This is a genomic window from Kutzneria viridogrisea DSM 43870, assembly GCF_000525635.1.
GTDB lineage: Bacteria > Actinomycetota > Actinomycetes > Mycobacteriales > Pseudonocardiaceae > Kutzneria > Kutzneria viridogrisea.
Genome location: NZ_CP007155.1, coordinates 1,104,618 through 1,127,801 on the forward strand (window position 1 = coordinate 1,104,618; position 23,184 = coordinate 1,127,801).

Annotated in this window: 17 protein-coding genes; 11 read left to right on the forward strand and 6 right to left on the reverse strand. The window is 68.9% G+C overall.

The features are described 5' to 3' along the window. The first annotated feature begins 18 nt into the window (after window positions 1–18). The 9 genes from KALB_RS05255 to KALB_RS05295 are packed head-to-tail and all read left to right on the forward strand — an operon-like array spanning window position 19 to window position 10,408. Window positions 19–2,967, forward strand: coding sequence for an ATP-binding protein (locus KALB_RS05255; RefSeq protein ID WP_148309353.1), 2,949 nt, complete (start codon window positions 19–21; stop codon window positions 2,965–2,967). Continuing rightward, window positions 2,964–4,877 carry a hypothetical protein gene (locus KALB_RS05260; protein WP_025354681.1) on the forward strand — a complete coding sequence of 638 codons (1,914 nt, stop codon included), beginning with the start codon at window positions 2,964–2,966 and terminating at the stop codon, window positions 4,875–4,877. The genes KALB_RS05255 and KALB_RS05260 overlap by 4 nt, the downstream gene beginning before the upstream one ends. Window positions 4,878–4,880: 3 nt before the next feature. Beyond that, window positions 4,881–5,483: a hypothetical protein gene (locus KALB_RS05265; RefSeq protein WP_025354682.1), complete on the forward strand. Its 603-nt coding sequence runs from the start codon at window positions 4,881–4,883 to the stop codon at window positions 5,481–5,483. A gap of 1 nt (window position 5,484) precedes the next feature. Continuing rightward, complete coding sequence (locus tag KALB_RS05270) at window positions 5,485–6,483, forward strand: C40 family peptidase (RefSeq protein ID WP_025354683.1); 999 nt, start codon at window positions 5,485–5,487, stop codon at window positions 6,481–6,483. Between the two features lie 12 nt (window positions 6,484–6,495). Then, complete coding sequence (locus KALB_RS05275) at window positions 6,496–7,113, forward strand: hypothetical protein (protein ID WP_025354684.1); 618 nt, start codon at window positions 6,496–6,498, stop codon at window positions 7,111–7,113. A gap of 31 nt (window positions 7,114–7,144) precedes the next feature. Continuing rightward, a complete protein-coding gene (locus KALB_RS05280) occupies window positions 7,145–7,333 on the forward strand; it encodes a hypothetical protein (RefSeq protein ID WP_025354685.1) in 189 nt (62 codons plus the stop codon). Between the two features lie 49 nt (window positions 7,334–7,382). Beyond that, on the forward strand, window positions 7,383–8,810 hold the full coding sequence (locus tag KALB_RS05285; RefSeq protein WP_042221687.1) for an RNB domain-containing ribonuclease: 1,428 nt from the start codon (window positions 7,383–7,385) through the stop codon (window positions 8,808–8,810). Beyond that, the gene (gene npdG, locus KALB_RS05290; RefSeq protein WP_025354687.1) at window positions 8,807–9,475 is read left to right on the forward strand and encodes an NADPH-dependent F420 reductase; all 669 of its coding nucleotides are present in this window, start codon (window positions 8,807–8,809) and stop codon (window positions 9,473–9,475) included. The genes KALB_RS05285 and npdG overlap by 4 nt, the downstream gene beginning before the upstream one ends. Window positions 9,476–9,487: 12 nt before the next feature. Continuing rightward, window positions 9,488–10,408, forward strand: a complete 921-nt coding sequence (locus KALB_RS05295) for a glutathione S-transferase family protein (RefSeq protein WP_025354688.1) — start codon at window positions 9,488–9,490, stop codon at window positions 10,406–10,408. A gap of 48 nt (window positions 10,409–10,456) precedes the next feature. Here KALB_RS05295 and panB read toward each other — a convergent pair whose 3' ends face one another. Beyond that, a complete protein-coding gene (gene panB, locus KALB_RS05300) occupies window positions 10,457–11,350 on the reverse strand; it encodes a 3-methyl-2-oxobutanoate hydroxymethyltransferase (protein WP_025354689.1) in 894 nt (297 codons plus the stop codon). Window positions 11,351–11,607: 257 nt separating this feature from the next. Here panB and lysX point away from each other — a divergent pair, with 257 nt between their 5' ends. Further along, window positions 11,608–14,949: a bifunctional lysylphosphatidylglycerol synthetase/lysine--tRNA ligase LysX gene (gene lysX, locus KALB_RS05305; protein WP_030110808.1), complete on the forward strand. Its 3,342-nt coding sequence runs from the start codon at window positions 11,608–11,610 to the stop codon at window positions 14,947–14,949. Window position 14,950: 1 nt separating this feature from the next. Here the strand turns inward: lysX and KALB_RS05310 are convergent, their stop codons facing one another. Then, complete coding sequence (locus KALB_RS05310; RefSeq protein ID WP_025354691.1) at window positions 14,951–16,681, reverse strand: NAD+ synthase; 1,731 nt, start codon at window positions 16,679–16,681, stop codon at window positions 14,951–14,953. 164 nt (window positions 16,682–16,845) lie between these two features. Here KALB_RS05310 and KALB_RS05315 point away from each other — a divergent pair, with 164 nt between their 5' ends. Further along, window positions 16,846–18,411: an alpha/beta hydrolase gene (locus KALB_RS05315; protein ID WP_162483063.1), complete on the forward strand. Its 1,566-nt coding sequence runs from the start codon at window positions 16,846–16,848 to the stop codon at window positions 18,409–18,411. Here the strand turns inward: KALB_RS05315 and KALB_RS05320 are convergent. The 4 genes from KALB_RS05320 to KALB_RS05330 all read right to left on the reverse strand — a co-directional run bounded on the left by KALB_RS05320 (window position 18,379) and on the right by KALB_RS05330 (window position 23,066). After that, window positions 18,379–19,869: an MFS transporter gene (locus KALB_RS05320; protein WP_338033849.1), complete on the reverse strand. Its 1,491-nt coding sequence runs from the start codon at window positions 19,867–19,869 to the stop codon at window positions 18,379–18,381. The two genes, KALB_RS05315 and KALB_RS05320, sit on opposite strands and share 33 nt — an antisense overlap. 5 nt (window positions 19,870–19,874) lie before the next feature. Further along, a complete protein-coding gene (locus KALB_RS05325) occupies window positions 19,875–20,555 on the reverse strand; it encodes an LppX_LprAFG lipoprotein (RefSeq protein WP_025354694.1) in 681 nt (226 codons plus the stop codon). Window positions 20,556–20,688: 133 nt separating this feature from the next. Beyond that, window positions 20,689–21,687 carry a DUF222 domain-containing protein gene (locus KALB_RS46290; RefSeq protein WP_148309355.1) on the reverse strand — a complete coding sequence of 333 codons (999 nt, stop codon included), beginning with the start codon at window positions 21,685–21,687 and terminating at the stop codon, window positions 20,689–20,691. A 104-nt stretch (window positions 21,688–21,791) separates the two neighbouring features. Beyond that, the gene (locus KALB_RS05330; protein ID WP_025354695.1) at window positions 21,792–23,066 is read right to left on the reverse strand and encodes an MFS transporter; all 1,275 of its coding nucleotides are present in this window, start codon (window positions 23,064–23,066) and stop codon (window positions 21,792–21,794) included. Window positions 23,067–23,184 lie beyond the last annotated feature (118 nt).

Genomic DNA, 23,184 nt, shown 5'->3' on the forward strand with positions numbered 1-23,184 from the left:
CAACGTTCAGCCCGGCACGTGGCTCAGCACGCTGCCGCGGAGGTACCGGTCGACAAGCGGGCGTACAGCACACGCGGGCGCAGGCTGCCCGGCGAGCAGGCCATCCCCAGCTACACGCCGACCATCTCCGCGCGCAGCATCGACGGCCACCTGCTGCGCACCAGCCAGGACGTCTACGCCTGGTACCGGCTCGCGCCGCAGCGCTGGTCGTTCCGCTCCGACTCGCAGCGCCAGGACCTGATCGCCGCGATCGCGGGGCAGTACGCCGAGCTGCAGGGCCGCTGGATGCACCTGCGGGTGACCACCAGGCCCTACCCGATCCGGATGTGGGCCGAGGCGCACGTGCACAACGCCGTGGGCAGGCTGCCGGACTCCCGGGGCGCGCTGTCCTTCGACGACTACATGGTCGGCGAACAGCAGCAGCTGATGGGCCGGTCCATGGCCGAGAAGGAGGTCTACCTCGGCGTCCAGGTGCAGACCCGCAACGTGGTCGACCGGGCCGTGGAGCGGGCCGCACCGGTGCTGCGCCGGGTCTTCCCCGAGGCAGTGGACGCCGAGCTGGTCGCGCTGGACAGCGAGGTCGAGCACCTCGACCAGGTGCTCGGCTCGGCGGGGCTGGAGGGCCGCCCGGTGACGGCCGAGGAGATGTCCTGGCTGATGCACCGGTCCTGCTCGCTGGGGCTGCCCGCGCCGCGCAACATGCCCGCGGTGCCCAGCGACACCTGGGAGCCCGAGGACCTGGCCAGCTTCACCGACGCGGCCGACTTCTACCAGGAGCCGTACTCGCCGACGGTGACCGTGCGTGGGCGCACCGGGTCCAACGCGGGCGTGGGCAGGCACGTGTGCGTGCTGACCGTCGGGCCGATGCACGGCCTGCAGATCCCGGAGATCGACGACCCGTGGGTGCAGCGCTCCGACCGGCTGCCCGCCTCGGTGGAGTGGTCCGCGCGGATCTACGTGCGCCGCCCCGAGGAGGTCGGCGGCGAACTCCAGCGCCAGATGAACAAGGTGCGCTCCCAGGTGCGGCACTACACCGACGAGCACGACCTGGAGCCGCCCCAGTCCCTGGTCCGCCAGGCGGGCCGGGTGCTGGAGATCGACGACGAGATGACCTCCGGCTTCACCGCGCTGGGCACCCGCGTGCGCTCGTGGTGGCGGCTGGCGGTGTCCGGATCCAGCCAGCGCGACGCGCTGCGCCTGGCCCAGACCCTGCTGGACCTGTACAAGCCGAAGGTCGCCATCGAGCACCCCGAGGCCCAGTACGCGATGGCCAGGGAGTTCATCCCCGGCGAACCGCTGGCCTCGGCCGCCTACCTGCGCCGCGGCTCGGTGGTGTGGGCCGCCTCCGCGGTGCCCACCGCCACCGCCGAGGTCGGTGACCGGCGCGGCATCCTGCTCGGTGAGACCTGCACCGCGACCCGGCGCCCGGTGGCCTGGGACCCGTGGATGGCCCAGGAGGTCCGGGACGGCTCGGGGCTGACCGCGATGGTCGCCGGGCTGGGTGGCGGCAAGTCCTTCCTCGGTGGCGGCATCGTCTACAAGACGCTGCGCTCCGGGGCGTACTGGACGGTGCTCGACCCATCCGGGCCGCTGGCCGCGCTGTGCGAGTTGCCCGAGCTCAAGCCCTACGCCCGGCCGATCAACCTGCTCAACGCCCAGCCCGGCATCCTCAACCCGTACCGGGTGGTGGCCGAGCCGATGCTGGAGCACTTCCTGGACGAGGAGGACCCCGAGCGGGCCTGGCGCCGGGAGAAGGCCCTGGCCGCGGCCACCCGCAGGCGCCTGGCCCTGGACGTGCTCACCGGGCTGCTGCCCTACGAGGTCGCCCGGCTGCCGCAGACCAGGATCGTGCTGCTGCGCGCGGTCCGCATGGTCGGCGGCCGTCCGGACGCGCACCCCGGGCTGGTGTTCGACGCGCTGCGCCGCGACGCCAGCGAGCACCACGAGCACGCGATGGTGGTCGCCGACTTCCTCGACGAGATGCGCGAGCGCATGTCGCTGCTCATCCCCGAGGCCGACGCCGACCCGTACTCGCAGATCCGCGACGACCGGTTCACCGTGCTGACCATGGCGGGGCTGACCCTGCCCAAGGAGAGCGTGGGCCGCGAGCACTGGACCGACGCCGAGGCCCTGGGCGTGGAGATGCTCAACCTGGCCGCCTGGCTCACCCAGCGCTCGGTGTACGAACGGCCCAAGGACACCCGCAAGGGCGTCTGGATCGACGAGGCGTTCTTCCTGTCCGAGGTGCCCACCGGCCGCGTGCTGATGAACCGGTTCGCCCGCGACTCCCGCAAGTGGAACGTGCGCGTACTGCTGTCCAGCCAGATCCCGGCCGACTTCCTGAAGATCCAGGGCTTCGTGGCGCTGCTGGACTCGGTGTTCGTCGGGCGCCTGGACGACGAGGACGCGCAGGCCGACGCCCTGCGGCTGCTCAAGGTGCCGGTCGGCGCGGGCTACGAGCAGGTCATCGCCAGCCTCGGCAGGCGGCCCGGTTCGCACCGGACCGGCACCGAGCGGGACACCGCCCCGCGCCAGTTCGTCTTCGGTGACGGCGCGGGTGGGGTGGAGCGGATCCGGATCGACTTCTCCGGACCGCACCTGGAGCACCTGCGCAAGGCCATGGACACCACCCCGGACGCCAAGCGGGACACCCGGCCCGCCGAGTTGCCCGCGGTGTCCTCGCCGGAGGGCCTGGACAGCGGGCTACCCGACGAACGGCCAGCACTGGAGTCCGGTTACGAGGAGTACGACGACGAACTGGCCGCCGAACTGGAGGTCGGCCTGGTCGACGAGGCCGAGGCGCTGGAGGCCGCCAAGGAACCGCTGATCAACGTGCCCCCGCGCCCCGGCAACGGCTACCACGACGCCTACGCCCCGCAGGAGCCGGTCGGCAACGGCGCCGACCGGGAGAACCAGCACGGTGGGGCCCAGCGTGGCGGCTACTCGGGCGGGAGTTCGTTCGGATGACAGCCGTGCTGCTGCTCGCCGTCGTCACGCTGGCTGTGCTGGCGTGGCGGCGGCTTCGGCGCGGCGACCGCAAGCCACTGCGCCGCGGCCCCGCGCTGGCCGTGGTCGCGGCCCTGCTGGGTATGCAGGCGCTGATCGGCACGCCCGCGTTCGCGGCGCCGACCGACTGCGCGCCCAACCCGGAGCGGCCCGGTTCGGGCATGGTCGGCGCGCTGGACCCGGCGCCGCTGGGCACCGGCCAGGCGGGCAGCGTCTACGACGAGGTCGCCTACGCGGGCCTGACCTGGCACCTGTACGACCCCAACTGCGGGGCGATCAGCTCCATGTCCAGCCCCAGCTCGGTGATCGACACCTGGCTGGGCAACGAGCTGTTCAACATCACCAAGGTCATCGTCGGTGCGACCAACGGGCTGCACTACGCCCTGCTCGGCCCCGGCGGTGACGGGCACAGCGACCTGGTCAAACCCCTGGACGACCTGGTGGCCACCGGGACCTCGGCGCTGTACAACAGCGTGTTCGCGCCCTTCCTGGGGCTGGCCGCGCTGGGCCTGGCGATCATGTTGTTCCGCCAGATCTGGCGCGGGGACATGGCCGCGATCAGCAAGAAGTCCATGTGGGCGCTGGCCGCGCTGTGGCTGGCCTCGGCCACCTACCTGACCCCGCTGATCTACACCCAGATCCTGGACAAGATCCTGATCTTCGGGACCTCGCAGTTGCAGGCGGGCTTCCTCAAGGAGGTCAAGGTCGACGAGCGCAACGCGCTGCCGACCATGCTGTACGACAACGTGATCTACCGGAACTGGCTGCGGGGTGAGTTCGGCTCGCCCGACGCGCCGCAGTCCCAGCAGTTCGGCCGGGACCTGGTCCGCGCCCAGGCGTTCTCCAAGCAGGAGATCACCGAGGGCAAGGACAGCGACCCGAACAACACCAACGCCAAGAAGCAGGCGTACGTGGACCTGCGCGGCAAACTGGGCAACGCCACCGGCTACTTCGACGGCAGCGACGGCAGCCGCACCGGTGACGGCTTCCTCGCGCTGTTCCAGGCGCTGGTCTTCGCGCTGTTCCAACTGCTGGCCAAGGTCACGATCCTGCTCGCGCAGGTGCTGCTGCGGGTGATGATCCTGGCCGGTCCGATCATCGGGTTGGCCGCGCTGCTCTACCACGACCTGCTGCGCAAGATCGGTCGTGCCGCCGGGGCCTCGCTGCTCAACGTGGTGATCATCTCCTGCCTGGCTGGCCTGCACACCCTGGTGCTGAGCTGGATCTTCGACCCGGCGCACTCGCTGCCGCTGCTGACCCAGATGCTGCTGGCGGGGCTGGTGACCGTCGCTCTGTTCATGGTCGGCAAGCCGGTGCAGCGCATGGTGCAGATGGTGCAGCTGTCGGTCGGCGCCGCGGGTGGGGTGCGCAACGGCTTCCTGGACCGCCTGCGCGGGCGCAAGCAGCAGGGGCCGACCGCGCAGGACGCCTTCTGGGAGCACGTGCGCGAGGGCGACCACACCCCGCCGGAGATCGCCGCCGCCCAGCGCGGCGGGCGCAGGTACCGGCCCGAGGCGCACACCCCCGTGCTGGCGACCTCCCAGCGGCTGGACCGCACCGCGGGCGCGCTGGAGTCCGGCGGCGGGGTCGCCGCACTGCCCGCCGCCAGCGGCAGGCAGATGGCCCTGGTCGCCGGCGAGACCTCGCGGCTGGTGGACTCCCCGTCGGTGATCGACCGGAGCTGGGACCGCAGGGGAGAGGACGCGGTGATCGTGCCCTCCCAGGCCGACCGGCCGGTGCAGGAACCGCGCCGGGCCGAGACCGAGGTGGTCGCGGGCCGCCAGGTGCACGTGATCTTCCGGCCGTCGAGGGGACTGGAGGTGGCCGAGAACGAGGGCCCCTCCTACGGCTGGGGCGAGAGGAGGGGGTAGCCGATGCCGATCCGGACCAACCGCGGGCGCTCGGCGGTCTACCGCAGGCTGTGGGGCTGGCCCCTGCGCTCACCCAAGCACCTGATCGCGTTCGCCATCGTGCTGATCGCGGTGGGCGTGCTGGTGGCGACCCTGATCCCGGTGATCGCGCAGTCCACGGGGAACGCGCAGCCGGGTGCCACCTCGACCAGCGAGCAGCAGCCCACGCAGGGCGGCTCGAGCGGTGCGACGACCACCCCGACCACGACCGAGACCCGGCTGACCGCGCCGCTGAGCACGGCGACCTCCGCGCCGCCCGCACCGCAGGCGCTGACCACCGCGACGAACTTCGCCAAGGCGTGGGCCAACCACCCCAACGGCATCAGCAAGCAGCAGTGGCTGGCCGGGCTCAAGCCGTACACCACCGACGAGTACCTGCCCCAGCTGGAGTCGATCGACCTGGCCAACATCCCGGCCAACAAGGTCACCGGGCAGCCGGTGTCCAAGGAGTCCACGACCAGTTCGGTGATCGCCGAGGTGCCCACCGACGGCGGCACGCTGCGGATCAGCGTGATCTCCACGCCGTCGCAGGGGTGGCGGGTCTCGCACTACGACAAGGCGAGCTGACGTGCGCCTGTGGATCGTCTTCGGCATCACCGCCGCCGTGGTGGTCACCCTCGTGGTGGTCACCACCGTGGTGGCGTCCGTGGTGTCCACCCAGGAGCAGGCCATCACCCGGTACCGGATGGTCAACTGCAACGCCGCGATCGGGCCCTGGGACGGCTCGGTCTCGGCCTCCGGCGGTGCGGGCATGGTCGCTCGCCTGACCGAGGAGCAGAAGTCCAACGCCGCCAAGATCATCTCGGTGGGCAAGCAGCGCAACCTGTCCCCGCAGGCCTGGCAGGTGGCCCTCCAGGCGGCCTCCCAGGAGTCCGGGCTGCGCAACATCAACTACGGCGACCGGGACTCGCTGGGCCTGTTCCAGATGCGCCCCTCGATGAACTGGGGCACCCCCGAGCAGATCCTCAACCTGGACTACGAGATCAACAAGTTCTACGACGTGCTGCTCAAGGTCGGGGGCTGGGACAAGATGCCCCCCGGCCAGGCCGCGCAGGCCGTGGAGCGCTCGGCCTTCCCCGACGCCTACGACAAGTGGGCGCCGATGGCCGCCGAGCTGATCAAGAACGTCGGGGACGTGGCCGACCCGACCGGCTGCGGGCAGAGCGCGGGCCTGAGCCTGCCCGGCAACGCCGCCTCGGCCAAGGCCATCGCCTACGCCATGCAGCAGCTGGGCAAGCCCTACATCTGGGGCGGCAACGGGCCGGTGGGCTACGACTGCTCCGGGCTGGTCCAGCAGGCCTACCTGTCCGCGGGCATCTCGCTGCCGCGGGTGGCCGACCAGCAGTACAAGGCGGGGGCCCTGCTGCCGATCCGCCAGGCGCAGCCCGGTGACCTGGTGTTCCTGGCCAACGACCCGAGCAACCCCGCCACCATTCACCACGTGGCGATGTACCTGGGCGAGAACAAGATCATCGAGGCACAGGACTTCGGGATCCCGATCCACATCAGGCCGTTCAGCTTCACCGAGGCAGAGGTCGTCCCGCAGGCTGTCCGGCCAGGCGTGTAGCAGGAGGCGAACTTGAAGTACACCCCCGAACCGATCCCCCGGCCTGCCGGCCGACCGGCCTCCAGCACCCCGCTGCGGGACTACTTGGAGGCGGCCAGTCACGGGGTCGACTCCGGGTACGCCGTGCTGCCCCGGTCGCTGGTCGAGTCCATGCCGCTGCCCTGGCAGCAGCAGATGGCGCACCTGCTCGCCGAGTTCCACTCCGCCTTCGACCACCTGTCCTGGCCGGTCTACCGGGTCGTGCCCTCCCGCTACGAGCGGCTGGTCGACCTGGACGAGGACCAGCTCGCCGAGGTCGGCTGCCTGATGGAGATCGACGCCGACGGGGAGATCGTCTACCGGCACCGCGACGGCAAGCGGATCGACAACCCGGAGGAGACCACCGTGCTGGTGTCCTGCCTGGACCCGATCCCGCGCGGGGACCAGGGCAGGGTGGAGCCCTCGGCCTCGCCCATGCACGACCCGGCGGGCAGGGCACTGGGCGACCAGGCGCCGACCCCGCCCAGCGGCCTGCCGCTGCCGCCCACCCCGCCGGGCGGCTTCCCGCCGGGCCCGAGCACCCCGCCGGGGGGCTTCGGACCGCAGGGCTATCAGGGTTATCCGCCCACCCCGGAGCGCCAGTCGTGGTGACATGCGTGCGGGCGCATGTCAGGCTTTGACCATGGCTGAGGACGGTTGGTACTTCTGCACCAAGCACAACGAGGTCGAACCTGCGGCCGGGTGCCGTGCGGTGGACCGGCTCGGGCCCTACCCGGACCGGGAGACCGCGGCCCGCGCGCTGGAGATCGCCGCGGAGCGCACGAAGTCCGCCGACGAGGCCGATCGCCGCTGGAGTGGTGACGAGGACTGAGAGCCGGGTCACGGCGCCGGGCGGCCGCGACAACTAAGGTTCGGTTGTGGTGTCTGCGGGCTGCACGACCGGTGGTCCGGGGCGGGACTTCGCGCCGATCCGGACCGAGTTCGGGCTGCCCGAGGACTTCCCGTCCGCCGCACTGGTGGAGGCCGAGCAGGCACTGGAGCAGGTGCGCGGCGGACCCCGCCGGGACGCCACCGACCTGCCACTGGTCACGATCGACCCGCCCGGCTCCAAGGACCTCGACCAGGCTGTGCTGGTCCAGCGCCGCGGCACCGGCTTCCGCGTGCACTACGCGATCGCCGACCTCGGCGCCTTCGTGCTGCCCGGCGGCGCGCTGGACCAGGAGGTCCGCCGCCGAGGGCAGACGATGTACCTGCCCGACGGCACCGTGCCGCTGCACCCGACCGTGCTGTCCGAGGGAGCCGCGAGCCTGCTGCCCGAGCAGGTGCGGCCCGCCGTGCTGTGGACCGTGGACTGCGATGCCCAGGGTGAGGTCGAGCGGTACGAGCTGGGCCGGGCACTGGTCCGCTCCACCGCGCGCCTGGACTACGAGTCCGTGCAGGCCAGCCTGCTCGCGGGCACCCCGCACCCGTCGATCGAGCAACTGCCCGAGCTGGGCCGGTTGCGCAGGGCCATGGCTGCCGAGCGCGGCGCCGTCGAGCTGCAACTGCCCGAACAGCAGATCACCCCGTTCGGGGACGGGGAGTGGACGCTCACCGTGCGGCTGCGGGCCGACGTGGAGGCGTGGAACGCCGAGGTGTCCCTGCTCACCGGCATGTGCGCGGCGCAGATCATGATCTCCGCGCGGGTCGGCGTGCTGCGGACCCTGCCCACGGCCGACCCCGAGGCCGTGGCGAACCTGCACCGGGTCGCCAGCGCGACCGGGGTGGACTGGCCGCGGGACGCGAGCCCCGCGCACGTGCTGGCCGGCCTGGACCCGGACCGGCCCGAGTCGCTCGCGCTGTACGTGGCCGCGACCAGGTTGCTGCGCGGCGCCGGGTACACCGCATTCGACGGCACCGAGCCGGCGGTCACCTCGCACGCCGGGGTCGGCGCGCCCTACGCGCACGTCACGGCCCCGCTGCGGCGACTGGTGGACCGGTTCGGCACCGAGTGCTGCCTCGCCGTGACCGGGGGCGCCGAGGTACCCGAGTGGGTGCGCGCGGCCCTGCCCGAACTGCCCGGCCTGATGTCCGCCTCCGACCTGCTCGCGGGCAAGGTGGAGCGTGCCTGCCTGGACCAGGCGGAGGCGTGGGTGCTGGCGGACCGGGTCGGCGAGGAGTTCGACGCCGTGGTGCTGCGGGCCGAGGCCACCGGCGGTGAGGTGTTCGTCGCCCAGCCGCCGGTGATGGCCCGGTGCGCTGGGGAAGGGCTGCCCGAGGGCGAGCGGATCAGGGTCCGGCTCGTCGAGGCAGACGTGGGGCGCCGCAAGGTGTCCTTCGACCGTGTTGGTGGGAAGGAACAGAAGTGACTGAGATCGGTGAGCTGACCGTCGGCGTGCTCGGTGGCACCGGCCCGCAGGGCAAGGGGCTGGCGTACCGCTGGGCCAAGGCGGGGCTCAAGGTCGTGATCGGCTCGCGGGCCGCCGAGCGCGCGGAGGCCACCGCGGGTGAGCTGCGCGAGCTGGCCGGGGTCGGCCACATCGCGGGCGCGGACAACCTGGAGTGCGCCCGGCAGGCCGACGTGGTGCTGGTCGCCGTGCCGTGGGACGGGCACGGTGCCCTGCTGGAGTCCCTGCGCGAGGCGCTGGCGGGCAAGATCGTGATCGACTGCGTGAACCCGCTCGGCTTCGACAAGCAGGGCCCGTTCGCGCTGCCGGTCGAGGAGGGCAGCGCCGCCCAGCAGGCCGAGGCGCTGCTGCCGGAGTCCCGGGTGACCGCTGCCTTCCACCACGTCTCCGCCGTGCACCTGGTCGACCCCGAGGTGGCCGAGGTGCAGACCGACGTGCTCGTGCTCGGTGACGACCGCGAGGCCACCGACCTGGTCCGCGCGCTGGCCGACGCCATCCCGGGCGTGCGCGGCGTGTTCGGCGGCAGGCTGCGCAACGCCGGGCAGGTGGAGGCGCTGACCGCCAACCTGATCGCGATCAACCGGCGCTACAAGGCGCACGCCGGCCTGCGGGTCACCGACATCTGAGGCGGGCTCGACATGGCTGACAGCAGCGGCGAGTTCGTGCGCTCGCCCAACCACTTCGCGGACCGGATCACCTCGGACGGCTCCTCGCGCTGGCCCGTCGAGCCGGGCCGCTACCGGCTGGTGGTCAGCCTCGCCTGCCCCTGGGCGCACCGCGCGGTCATCGTGCGCGGGCTGCTCGGACTGGAGCAGGCGATCTCGCTCGCGGTGGTCGACCCGATCCAGGACGAGCGTAGCTGGCGGTTCACTTTGGACGAGGACGGCCGGGACCCGGTGCTGGGCATCGGCTTCCTGTCCGAGGCCTACCTCAAGGCCGACCCCGGCTACACCGGCGGGGTCTCGGTGCCCGCGGTCGTCGACGTGCCCAGCGGCAAGCTGGTCAGCAACGACTACCCGCAGATCACCCTGGACCTGTCCACCCAGTGGCGCGAGTATCACCGGCCCGGTGCGCCCGACCTGTACCCGGAGCCGCTGCGCGCGGAGATCGACGCCGTGGTGGAGCCGATCTTCCGGTACGTCAACAACGGGGTGTACCGGTGTGGGTTCGCCACCTCGCAGCAGCGCTACGAGCAGGCGTACGAGGGGCTGTTCGCCGAGTTGGACCGGCTGTCCGAGCGGCTGGCCGGGCAGCGCTACCTGGTCGGTGACTCGATCACCGAGGCCGACATCAGGCTGTTCACCACCCTGGTCCGGTTCGACGCGGTCTACCACGGGCACTTCAAGTGCAACCGGCACAAGCTCAGCGAGATGCCGGTGCTCTGGGCGTACGCCAGGGACCTCTACCAGACCGAGGGCTTCGGCGAGACGGTCGACTTCGACCACATCAAGCGGCACTACTACCAGGTGCACAGGTCCATCAACCCGACCGGCATCGTGCCGCTCGGACCGGACCCCCGGGCCTGGCTCACGCCGCACGACCGGGAAGTGCTGTCCTGACCCGCCCGTGGGCGGCTCCTGGGAGCCGCCCACGGGTGTGGTCGGTGCTCAGTGGAACGAGTGCTCCGGGGCGGGGAACGCCTTGCCCCGCACCTCCGCGGCGAACCTGCTCGCCGCGTCGGACATCACCGAGGCCACGTCCGCGTAGCGCTTGACGAAGCGCGGCGCCTTGCCCCGGCGCAGCCCCATCATGTCCTGCCAGACCAGTACCTGGGCGTCGGTGTCCGGTCCCGCGCCGATGCCCACGGTCGGGATGCGCAGCTCGTGCGTCACCCGCTTGGCGACCTCGGCGGTGACCATCTCCAGCACCACGGCGAACGCCCCCGCCTGCTCCAGCGCCACGGCGTCGGCGAGCACCCCGTCGGCCGCGTCCTCGCGGCCCTGCACCCGGTAGCCGCCCAGCTGGTGTTCACTCTGTGGGGTGAAACCGATGTGGCCCATCACCGGGATGCCCGCGGCCACGATCGCCTCCACGTGCTGAGCGAACCGCCTGCCGCCCTCCAGCTTCACCGCGTGGGCCCGGCCCTCCTTCATGAACCGGACCGCGGTGGCCACCGCCTGCTCGGGCGAGACCTGGTACGAGCCGAACGGTAGGTCGGCCACGACCAGCGAGCGCCGCACCGCCCTGGTCACGGCCCTGGTCAGGAACAACAGCTCGTCCACCGTCACCGGCAGCGAGGTGTCGTAGCCGTACACGTTGTTGGCCGCCGAGTCGCCGACCAGCAGCACCGGGATGCCCGCCTCGTCGAACAGTTCCGCGGTGTACATGTCGTAGGTGGTGAGCATCGGCCACGGCTCGCCGCGGTCCTTGAGCTCCTGCAGGTGGTGGATGCGCACGCGGCGTGCCGGAGCCCGGCCGCCGGGGTTCGCGCCGTTGCCGTACGGGGCGGACTCGGGGCCGCCGCTCGCTGAGCCGTGCACCGGCTCGGTGGCAGACGTCATTGTCGACCGTCCTTCCCTCAAGGCCCGCGGTGCGGGTCCCTGGGTCATGTGGAGGGTGTACGCCGACCAGGGTGACACCGTCGCGCGCCGGGTGGCAGTGGCTGCGAGCAGCTTCACACCCGCTGACAGGTGCTGTGAGGTCCCCTCGCTAGATTGGTCACGCCGACCCGCTGCGACCGCGTCGTCACCGGGGGAGTACGCACCGTTGCCGCGCCGGGTCGGGCTCGACGATCGAACGACACCCCGGGAGCAGCTCGATGACGGCGAACGGCGCCCCTAGCCCGGTCGCACACTGGAAGAGGCGAGCTGGCGGCCTGGTCGCCACAGTCGTGCAGCTCGGCGCGCTCATGTCGCTGCTGCTGATACCGGTCGTGGACGGCCACCCCGGGTTCTACGTGGCCGTGACCTGGCTGTTCGACGAGATCGGCGTCCCGGTCGACGCGAACATCTTCGCCGCGCTGATGCTGTTCGTGCTCGGTGCCGCGCTGCGCCGCCGCAAGCGGGCCGCCGTGAACACGCTGATCGCGATCCAGGGCCTGTACGCCCTGCTGAGCGGGTTGCTGCTGGCCGCGCTCGTGCTGCTCGGCCAGGAGGCGCTGGTCGACCCCGACGACCCGCCGCTGCCCGCCAGTCTCGCCTGGGACCTGGGCTGGCACGTGCTGGTCAACCTGTGCCTGATCGGCTTGCTGCTGGTGCTGCGGCCCGCGTTTCCCGCCCGGCTCGCCTCCGGGTCGGCCTGGCGTGCACTCGGCAGTCTCGTCGGCGGCCTGCTCGTCACCTGGCTGCTCGGTTGGGGCCTGACCGAGCTGTTCCCCGGCAACCTGCGCGACACCGCCGCCCGCCTGGCCTGGGCTGCCAACCAGGTGACCGGTCAGATCGTCGACCTGCCCAGGACCGGGGTCGCCGACGGCCCGAACTGGCTCAGCGTGCTGCTCGGCCTGCTCGGCGCGCTTGTCGGCGCCTACGCCCTCGTCGAGTTCTTCCGCGCCGTGCGCAGCCGTCAACTGCTCAGCGCCGACGAGGAGATCCGGCTGCGCGAGCTGCTCGCCGAATTCGGTGAGGATGACTCACTCGGCTACTTCGCCACCCGACGCGACAAGAGCGTCGTGTTCGACCCGGAGCGGCGAGCCGCCGTCACCTACCGAGTGCTGGGCGGTACCAGCCTTGCCAGCGGGGACCCCATCGGCGACCGCGAGGGATGGTCGGCTGCCATCCAGGCGTGGCTGGCCGAGGCCGGGCGCCACGGTTGGGTGCCCGCGGTGCTCGGCGCGAGCGAGACCGGCGCGCAGTGGTACGACAAGGCCGGGCTGCGCGCGCTGGAGATCGGTGACGAGGCCGTGCTCGACGTCCGCGAGTTCAGCCTCGCCGGCCCGGAACGACGTGGTGTTCGGCAGGCTGTGAGCCGCGTGGCCCGAGCCGGTTACAGCACAGTGGTCCGGAGGCACCGCGACATCCCGCCCGACGAGATGGGCGAGATGCTGCGACGCGCCGAGCAGTGGCGCGGTGCGCAGACCGAACGCGGTTTTTCCATGGCGCTGGGCAGGCTCGGTGACCCGACCGACGGGCGCTGCGTGATGGTCGAGGCCTACGACGCCGAGGGGCAATTGCGAGGACTCCTCTCATTCGTGCCGTGGGGGCGTGCTGGTCTGTCCCTCGACCTGATGCGTCGTGACCGCGACGCGGAGAACGGGCTCAACGAGTACATGGTGTCCGAGCTGGTCGCCGCGAGCGGCCAACTCGGCATTCACCGGGTCTCGCTGAACTTCGCGATGTTCCGTGCTGTCTTCGAGGAGGGCTCGCGCATCGGCGCCGGGCCGGTGCTGCGTCTGTGGCGAGGAATCCTCGGCATCGCGTCCCGCTTCTTCCAGCTGGAATCGCTCTATCGGTCCAACGCCAAGTACGGCCCGAACTGGTTGCCGCGGTTCATCTGCTACCAGCGGTCTCGCCAGCTACCCCGGATCAGCCTGGTCGCGGGAGTCGCCGAGGGCTTCGTCGGCACGCTGCGCCGCCGCGGCGGTCGCGGTGTGTTGTCCACTGCGGTGGTCGACAGCGAGTTCGTCGCCCGGATTCACCAGATCGAGGAATCCGCCCGTACTGCCGGTGTGCACCGGGCACGTCTGCCTGAACAGGTCCGTGTGCGCATGGCGAAGTTGGAACGCCTGCGCGAGGAGGGCGTCGAGGCCTACCCCGCCGGTTTCCACCGCGACTGCGTGCTCGGCGAGATCCGCGAGCGGTTCGCCGAGTTGCCCGCTGACTCGTTCACCGGCCATCGCGTGACCGTCGCGGGCCGCGTCATCGCCCTCCGCGAGGTCGGGAGGCTCTGCTTCGCGCAGTTGCGTGACTTCACCGGGGAGCTGCAGGTGCTGCTCCGCGTGGACGAACTCGGCCCCGAACGGCTCGCATCCTGGAAGTCCGCTGTCGACCTCGGCGACCACGTGGGAGTGCACGGCGAGGTCATGACCTCGCGAACCGGTGAACTGTCCGTCCAGGCCGAGTCGTGGACCATCACCGCCAAGTGCCTGCACCCCTTGCCCGACAAGCGCAAGGGACTTGCCGACCCTGAGGCGCGCGTCCGCCAGCGCTACCTCGACCTCGTCGTCAACCCCGACGCGGCTCGCATGCTGCGCGTCCGCAGCGATGTCGTCCGCTCGGCCAGGGACTACCTGCACGACCACGGCTACCTCGAAGTCGAGACGCCGATGCTGCAGTCCGTGCACGGTGGCGCGACCGCCCGGCCGTTCGTGACCCACATCAACGCCTACGACATGCGCATGTACCTGCGGATCGCGCCCGAGCTCTACCTGAAGCGGCTGTGCGTGGCCGGGGTGGACAAGGTCTTCGAACTCAACCGGAACTTCCGCAACGAGGGCGCCGACGCCACCCACAACCCCGAATTCACCATGCTGGAGGCGTACCAGGCGTACGCCGACTACACCACGATGCTGCACCTGGCCCGCGGCCTCATCCAGCACGCCGCGATGGCAGCGCACGGTGAAATCGTGGCCAAGGGAATTGCGCCCGATGGAAAACCCGTCGAGCACGACATCTCCGGTGAGTGGCCGATCGTACGTGTGCACGAGGCCGTGTCCGCCGCCTTCGGCGAGGAGGTCACCGCCGACACTTCCGCCGAGGTGCTGCGCAAGCAGTGCCAGCGAGCCGGGGTGCCGGTCCGCGAGGAGGCGGGGGTCGGCGACATGGTGCTGGAGGCGTACGAGCACCTGGTCGAGCCCTTCACCACGGCACCGACCTTCTACACCGACTTCCCGACCGATGTCTCCCCGCTGACCCGCCAGCACCGCGTCGATCCGAGGCTCGCCGAACGCTGGGACCTCGTCGCCTTCGGTGCCGAGATCGGCACGGCCTACTCCGAGCTGACCGATCCCGTCGAACAGCGCCGCAGGTTGGAAGCCCAGTCCTTGCGGGCGGCCAGCGGTGACGTCGAGGCCATGGAACTCGACGAGGACTTCCTGCGCGCGCTGGAGCACGGCATGCCGCCCACCGGCGGCCTCGGCATGGGCGTCGACCGGTTGCTCATGATGCTGACCGGCGCCTCGATCCGGCAGACGGTGCTGTTCCCCTTCGTGCGCCCGACCACCTGACTCAGACCAGGGCCGCGGACTGCTCCCGCCAGCTGCTGGTGATGGGCAGCCTGCGGTCCCTGCCGAACGCCTTCAACGTGATCTTGGTGCCCGGTGGGTACTGCCTGCGCTTGTACTCGGCACGGTCCACCATCACCAGAACCCGCTCAACCAGTTCGGGGGCGAAGCCGGCGGCCAGCAGGGCCGTGTACCCCAGGTCGCCCTCGACGTACTGGTCGAGCACCTTGTCCAGCAGCTCGTAGTCGGGGAGCGAGTCGGTGTCCAACTGGCCAGGGCGCAACTCGGCCGAGGGCGGCTTCGTGATCGAGTTCTCCGGGATCGGCGGCACCTCACCGTTGAGTTCGGCCTGGTCGTTGCGCCACCGGGCCAACTCCCACACCAACGTCTTCGGCACGTCCTTGATCGGTGCGAACCCGCCGACGGCATCGCCGTAGATCGTCGAGTAGCCGACAGCCAGCTCCGTCTTGTTGCCCGTGGCCAGCACCAGGTGGCCGTGTTGGTTGGACAGCCCCATCAAGGTCACGCCACGACACCTGGCCTGCACGTTCTCCTCTGCGAGGCCGGTCAGCCCGAGCTGGCCGACGAAGGCCTCCACCATCGCGGCGATCGGCTGGGTCTGGAAGTGCAGCCCTGTGCGCTCGGCCATGCCCGCTGCGTCCGATCGAGAGTGGTCGGAGGAGTAGGACGAGGGCATGGACACGCCGTAGACGGCGTCCGCGCCGAGCGCGTCGACCGCCAGCGCCGCCACGACCGCTGAGTCGATGCCACCCGACAGGCCCAGCACCACCGAGCGGAAACCGTTCTTGTGTACGTAGTCCCGCAAGCCCGTGACCAGCGCGGACCACACCTCGGCGCAGTCGGACAGGGCGTCGGGGGCCTCTGGCGCCGGCTGCGGCTCATACGCGGGAACTGGCTCGGCGCTGATCACCGTCCTCGTCACCTCGAAGCCTTCCACAGGCTCCACCGAGGTGTGGCCGCCCGCGTTCAGATCGAGATCGAGTACGAGCAGGTGCTCGACGAACTGCGGAGCCCTGGCCAGCAGGGTGCCGTCGGGGTTCATGACCAGGGAGTCACCGTCGAAGACCAACTCGTCCTGGCCGCCGACCAGGTTGACGTACGCGATGGGCGCCCCGGCCTCTGCCGCGCGGCGGGCTACGAGTTGGGCCCGGGTGTCGTCCTTGTTGCGCTCGTAGGGGGATCCGTTCAGGCACAGCACCAGGTCCACACCTGCCTGTCCGAGCCCCGCGATCGGTCCGCCGTCCTGCCAGATGTCCTCGCAGATCACCAGGCCGAGGTCGACGCCGTGCCAGCGCACGATGGGCAGTTTGTCCCCGGGGACGAAGTAGCGGAACTCGTCGAAGACCCCGTAGTTGGGCAGGTGGTGCTTGGCGTAGCGGGCCACCACCTGACCCTTGTGGATCAGTGCCGCCGCGTTGCGGGGACCGGCCTCGTCACGGTCGAGGTAGCCCAGCGCGACCAGTGCGTCGCCGCACCCCACGTCGGCGAGCCGTTCGGCCAACTCGTCCAGCGCTGCCCGGGACGCCTTCGCGAAAGACTCCCGCAGTGAGAGGTCCTCGACCGGGTAACCGGTCAGCACCATCTCGGGCAGGGCGACGACGTGCGCGCCCGCCTGCACCGCCTTGCGGGTCCATTCCACGACCACGTCGGCGTTGCCGGTGAGATCCCCGACGCAGGGATTGACCTGGGCGAGTGCGATGCGCAGTTGCGGCATGGTCCTATCCTCTCCCACCGCACCGACAACGGAGCGGTTTCTGTGGCGCAAGGATCACCCCTGAGCAGTGTTCGTGGGTCGGCCATCCCTCAATCGGAGTCATCTGATGGCACGATCGCAGTGTGGCCCCACGTCGCTTTCACGCAGTGCTTCTCCCGCTCCTACTGAGCGTCACCGCCTTGGCCGCAGGGTGCACCTCGGTCCTCGGTGGCGAACCGGCGGCCGGAGTGACTCTGGAGAAGCCCGGACCGGCTGGCGTGGTGCCTGCCGGGCTCGAACGCTTCTACGGACAGCAACTCGGCTGGGGCAGTTGCGAGGCCTACGCCACGAGCGACACCGACCGGAAGCTGTACACCGACAAGTCGACCAGGCTGGACTGCGCGCGACTGGTGGTCCCGCTCGACTACGCCAAGCCGGAGGGCAAGACGATCACGCTCGGCCTGCTGCGCCGCAAGGCCACCGACGCGGGGCGGCGAATCGGCTCACTGCTGGTCAATCCCGGCGGACCAGGCGCATCGGGTATGGAGGCCGCCGCATCACTCGCCAGCGCTGTTGCGAACAACGACCTCGGTAAGCAGTTCGACCTCGTCGGCTTCGACCCGCGGGGTATCGGCGCGAGCGAGCCGGCTGTGCGGTGCCTGACTGATCAGGAGCGGGACGCCCAGCGCATCGACGATATCGAGGACAGTTCGCCGTCCGGTGTGGCAAAGGACGAGGAACGGCTGAAGGACTACGCGAACAAGTGCGCGCAACGGACCAGCACCGAGATGCTGGCGAACGTCGGCACGCGTGATGTCGTCAAGGACCTTGACGTGATGCGGTCCGCACTGGGCGACAAGAAGCTCACCTACCTGGGGTTCTCCTACGGGACCTTCATCGGCAGCGTCTACGCGGAACAATTCCCGGCGAACGTGCGCGCCATGATTCTCGACGGTGCCGTCGACCCCAGCCAGAACTCGGTCGACGCCAGCGTGGCCCAGGCAGCCGGGTTCCAGAAGGCATTCGACCAGTTCGCTGCCTGGTGCGCGAAGCGGCAGGACTGCGCGCTGGGTTCTGATCCGAGCAAGGCTGTCCAGGCGTATCGCGACCTCGTCCTGCCGCTGATCAAGAACCCGGTGGACACCGGTGACGGCCGCAAGCTCAGCTATGGGGACGCGACAACCGCCACCATCCAGGCGCTGTACACCGAGGACCTGTGGGAGATGCTGAACAGCGGCTTGGTGCAGCTCAAGCGGCAGATTGGGCTCACGCTGATGACCATGGCCGACCTGTACGACGGCCGCGGCCAGGATGGCAAGTACACCAACGTGCAGGACGCCTTCACCGCCATCCAGTGTGTCGACAACCCCCGTCAGACCGACCAGGCCGCGCTGCTCGAAGCAACCCGCAGGTCCACCGCTGCCGCGCCTTTCCTGGACAACGGCCAGCCCGTGCCGAGCGAGGCGCCGGGTGATGCGTGCACGTACTGGCCAGTGCCGAACACCAGTCAGCCGCACCTGCCCAAGGCAGACGGATTGCCCAGGACTCTCGTTGTGTCCACGACCAACGATCCCGCAACGCCTTACCAAGCCGGAGTCAACCTCGCAAAAGCGCTCGGTGGCTTCCTGCTGACCTACCAGAGCACCCAACACACCGCCTTCCTGCAGGGCAACGACTGCATCGACCAGGTCGGGGTGCAGTACCTGGTCGGCCTCCAGCTACCCAGCGCCGACCCCCGTTGCTCGCCTTGACGACAGGAGCAGCGCGACGAGCGCTCCGGCAACGCAGATCCCCGAGGTGAACAGGAAGATCTCGCGGTATTCGGTGAGTAGCGCGTTGCCGAGCGCCTGCTTGTAAGCCACCATCTGCCGCTGGAACTCCTGTGGATTGCCTAGCGGCAGCGGCGTGTCCAGTGTTGCCGTGAGCGAGCGGAAACGGTGCAAACCCCAAGCTGACAGCGCCGCGACGCCGATCAACATGCCGGTCATGCGGGCAACCACGACCGCTGCGGAAGCAACGCCGTGCTGCGTGCTGGCAGCTGCTCGCAGGGCGCTTGACGACAGCGGTGCGATCGTCAGTCCCAGTCCAACGCCAGCGACCGCCAGGTCGAAGTCCAGCCGCGGTAGGCCGAGCACCGTTGTCGCTGTCGCGATGTCTGTTGGCCATTGCGAAACGAGCAAGTAGCCCGTCGCCGCGACCGCGAGGCCGATCGACGCTGTCCACCGGTCGCCGATCCTCCTGGCGAGGAGACCACCCACCACTGCGCCCACTGGTAGCGCGAGCAGGAACCTGGTGAGCAGGACCGCACTGTCCGCTGTGTCCTTGCCAAGGAGCGTTTGAGCGAACAGTTCGACGTCTACCAGTGTCACCATGAGCGCTGAGCCGGCTGCCAGGCTTGCGAACAAGGCAGCGAAGAACTGTCGTTTGCGTAGATGCGACGTGTCCAGCAGTTTCGTTTTTGCTTTGATCTCCCAAGCCACAAAGAGCAGGAGAACAATGCCCGCCGCAGCCAGGACTGCGAGTCCCCAGGGCGGAAGCACCGCTGCTTCGGGATCTGGGTTGTACAGTCCGACGGCCAACAGCCCGAGCACGATCGCCAGCAGCCCGCCGCCGACCAGGTCCACCTTTGCTGGGTTCTTACTGCTCTGCCTACCGCTCGGAACGGTCAGTTGGACCACCAACATCGCCAACAGTGCAAGCGGGACGTTGACCCAGAACATCCCACGCCAACCGACGAGTGCAGCAAGCCCGACGCCGTAGAGCGGGCCGAGCACCGAACCCAACTCCTGTGCAGCACCCACCGCGCCGAGAACCGACACCCTCCGGCGCTCAGCCCAGAAGTCGGCCGCCATCGCCATCGTCACTGGCAGCAGCGCACCACCGGCAATGCCTTGTAGCGCGCGGCCCGCCACGAGAATGGAAAGGTCGTTCGCAAGCGCGGTCAATGCGGAGCTCACGGCGAAGCCAGCCAAGCAGGCATGCAGCAGTACCCGCCGTCCCAGACGATCAGACAGCTGACCCAGCAACGGCATAGCGGCGACGTAGCCGAGCAGGTAGCCAGTGACGACCGGGGTAGCGAGCTCGAGGTGATTGACCGGGATACCGATACTGCGGACGATGTCGACCAGCACGCCGACAACCACGTAGGCGTCGAGCGCAGCCAGCAGAACCGCCGCTGCCCCGGCACTGACAGCAAGACGTCGTGCCACCACTGCTACGCCGGTGCCGTGATCGTCACGGGCGCGTTGATGTTCGACAGCACCACGGTCACCATCGCCTTGCCCTGGCCGTTCGGTACGTCGAACTTCGCCTGCTTCAGGTAGGGCTGCCCAGACGAGGAGATCCAGAACTTGCCGGTCACATCAGAGGCGATTCCCGGGACGAGGGACGAGACCACAGCCTTCGAAACTTTTCCTGAGATGCGGTACGCGTCGTCCTCCTGCGCCTCGGCCTCCGGGCTCTCTACGCTGCTCAGTACCTTTGAGACCCCCTTGTCTGCGTTCAGGATTGTGGCTGGATCGTAGATGGCGGTTGCCAGCGTGGCGGACATCTTCTGGTACCCGCCCGTCGGGCCTTTGATGAATGCCGTCCCGTCCACCAAGACGAAGTCGAGCTGGACAAGCTGTCCGAACTCGCTCACCTTCGCATTGCCCTTCGCTGTTCCGGAACTGGTCAGATCCCCATCCGCGTTGCGAACCGGCACGCCAGGGAGCTCTCCGTCGACAGTGATGGTGAAGTGCGTGCTCTGCACGGACCGCATGGACTCCGCGGCTTTGGCCAACTCGGTCTTGCCGTCAGGCAGGGGACCGACTGAGGAACCGGTTCCGCTCGTGCACCCAGCGGTGAACGTGGCGGCGATCAGAACAGCGCTCAATGTGGCGCGGCGATGTGCCATGTCGAGATCCTAGTTTGGGCAACGGTCTTCGACGCATGGTCGCATCGAAGTAGCTGGTCAGTGACAGCAGCCGACCCGAGACGGAACTTGATCATGTGAGTCGAGGCCAGCCTTCGCTGCTCCCAGATGAACGTCACGCCGCATGGGGCTCGCGGGTGTGTGGCAGGCGGCTTGCGCTGTGCTGATCACACCATTGCGGGTCGTACAGGCACCCAGGGGACGCACACCCGTTGTAGCCGGGTATCGCTTGCGGCAACTCCGTACCTACAGTGAGTGCAACGCTGAAACGCAGTCCAGAATCACCTCGTTGAACGTCTGAGGCCTGTACTGGCCGTGTTGCCACCTTCATGATTGCCGCACGATCGACGGTCGTCTCGCTCATCTCTTTCCGTTCGGATGTCGTCCCCCATTCTGGCCCGGCGGACGCTTCGGCTGCGTCGTGACCTGCAAGCCAGTCCGAGATGATCCAGACGACGGGATCATCCTGTGGTTTGGAAGTTGCACTTGCGTGGGCAAGATCTATTGCCCGAAGAATTCTCGCACCCTCCTCTCGGGTCACCACGCCGCTCACCTGGTATGCCTTCGAGGAGCTGGGATGAAGTGCAATCGGGCGACGTTCCGCAGGGCGAGAAATCGAACGCGGTGGCGTTGCCGCGACTTCGTGGACCCTCGCCTGGACCACTCGCTGCAGCCGCTCGGGGCCGGTGGCGGTCGCAACATTGTCGATCCACACCTGCTCCCGCGCCTTGACCTCGGCCAGCCCTAGCTTGTTGACGCCACGGACCACGGTGGTGGCATGTGGCCAGGTGATTGATCCTGTCCTGAGCGCCAGAGCAGTACCGCTCAGGCCGTTCTCATTCAAGATCTCGCTGCACTTCATCACGTCTCGAGCCTGAGCTCCGGACATGTGGCACTGGCTCTTCAGGAAGTCGACCGGCCTTGTGCGTTGTGCCTTGTCGCGCTCCCGTGCTGTGGTCATGGCTGCCGCATGCTCGCAGATCGCCGCTTGCAGCCGGTTTACCTGCCGAGCGATGACTGCCAGATTGTTCTCAACCTCGTCGCATGACGCAGCATGCACTGCAATGCTCAGGACGTCGTCGACTGCCGTGACGAGCCGTTCGATCGCGGTCATGATCACCTCTCCTTGCCTCGTGTCGCCAAGCTAGCCAAGGGGTCTGACAACTAGCGTGACAGCGAAGCGCGCGGGAAGAAGTGAGCGAATATCATGTTTGACGGCTAGCGGGTCAGTGTTGCAGTCTCGAAGGCGTCACCGAACTGAACCCCCTTCGCTTCCTTGCCGAACCAGGTCAGCACCGCGAGCAAGGCAAGCGCGGGTGCCACCGTGGCCGTCAGCGCGAAGGGGTAGCCATGGTCGGCTGCTAGCGCTTCCTGGATTGGGAGGTTGAACGCGGCGAGGCAGTTGCCGAGCTGATAAGTGACGCCTGGGTAGAAGCCTCTGATGGCGTCTGGAGACATCTCTGTGAGGTGTGCTGGGATCACTCCCCAGGCGCCCTGTACCGCGACCTGCATCAGGAAAGCTCCGAGGCACAACAAGCCCGCTGTGGTGGAGTATGCGAACAACGGGATAATGGGCAGCCCAATGATTGTGCAGAATACGATGGTTCTGCGACGGCCAAAGCGTTCCGACAGTGCGCCGAAGATCATGCCCCCGACCATCGCGCCCATGTTGTAGACGATGGCGATGACCGTCGCTGTTGGGGCGGACAAGCCTGCTCCGCCGTGCTCAGTCGCCTTGAGGAAGGTCGGGTAGACGTCCTGCGTGCCGTGGCTCATCCAGTTGAACGCTGTCATGAGCACGATCAGGTAAGCGAATCGCTTCAACACCTTGCCGTTGAAGATCACAGACGTGATTGAGGTCCTTTGGGTTTGCATTTTGATGCGCGTTGACTGCCAGGCCTCGGATTCGCCAACGTGTGCTCTGATGAGTAGGGTAATCAGGGCGGGAATGATGCTCAGGGCGAACAACCATCGCCACGACAGGCCGAGACCTGCATGGAGACCTAGATAGGCCACTGATGCGAGTAGATATCCCATTGAGTAGCCCTGTTGCAGTACTCCTGAGAAGAATCCTCGCCGACTGCTGGGGATCTTCTCCATGGCAAGCGCTGCCCCGAGCCCCCACTCGCCCCCCATTCCGATGCCGTACAGCAGCCGCAGAACGAGTAGCACCGTGTAGTTCGGCGCAAAGGCACAGAGAAAGCCGACCACTGAGTAGAAGACGACGTCAACCATTAGTGGCACTCGCCTGCCGATCCGATCTGCCCACAGGCCGAAGATCAGCGCACCCACCGGGCGCATCACCAGGGTGACCGTGGTGAGGAAGGCCATGTCAGTGAGCGACACACCGAAGTCGTTGCCGATGTCGGCGTACACCAGCACGACCAGGAAGTAGTCGAAGGCGTCCATCGTCCAGCCGAGCAGCGCCGCGGTGAACGAGTTGCGTTGGTCGTCGGTCAACCTCGTGACAGTCGGTGCAGGGCTGCTGCCCATCCCGGTTCCTCCCTCGCTGGTCAGCGTCGCTACCTGCTACACGTCGCCCTGCGTGCTGGCAACCGCTGTCCAGCCCAGCGGGTGGTAAGTCCGGCTGCGAAACATGTTGTTAACGCGA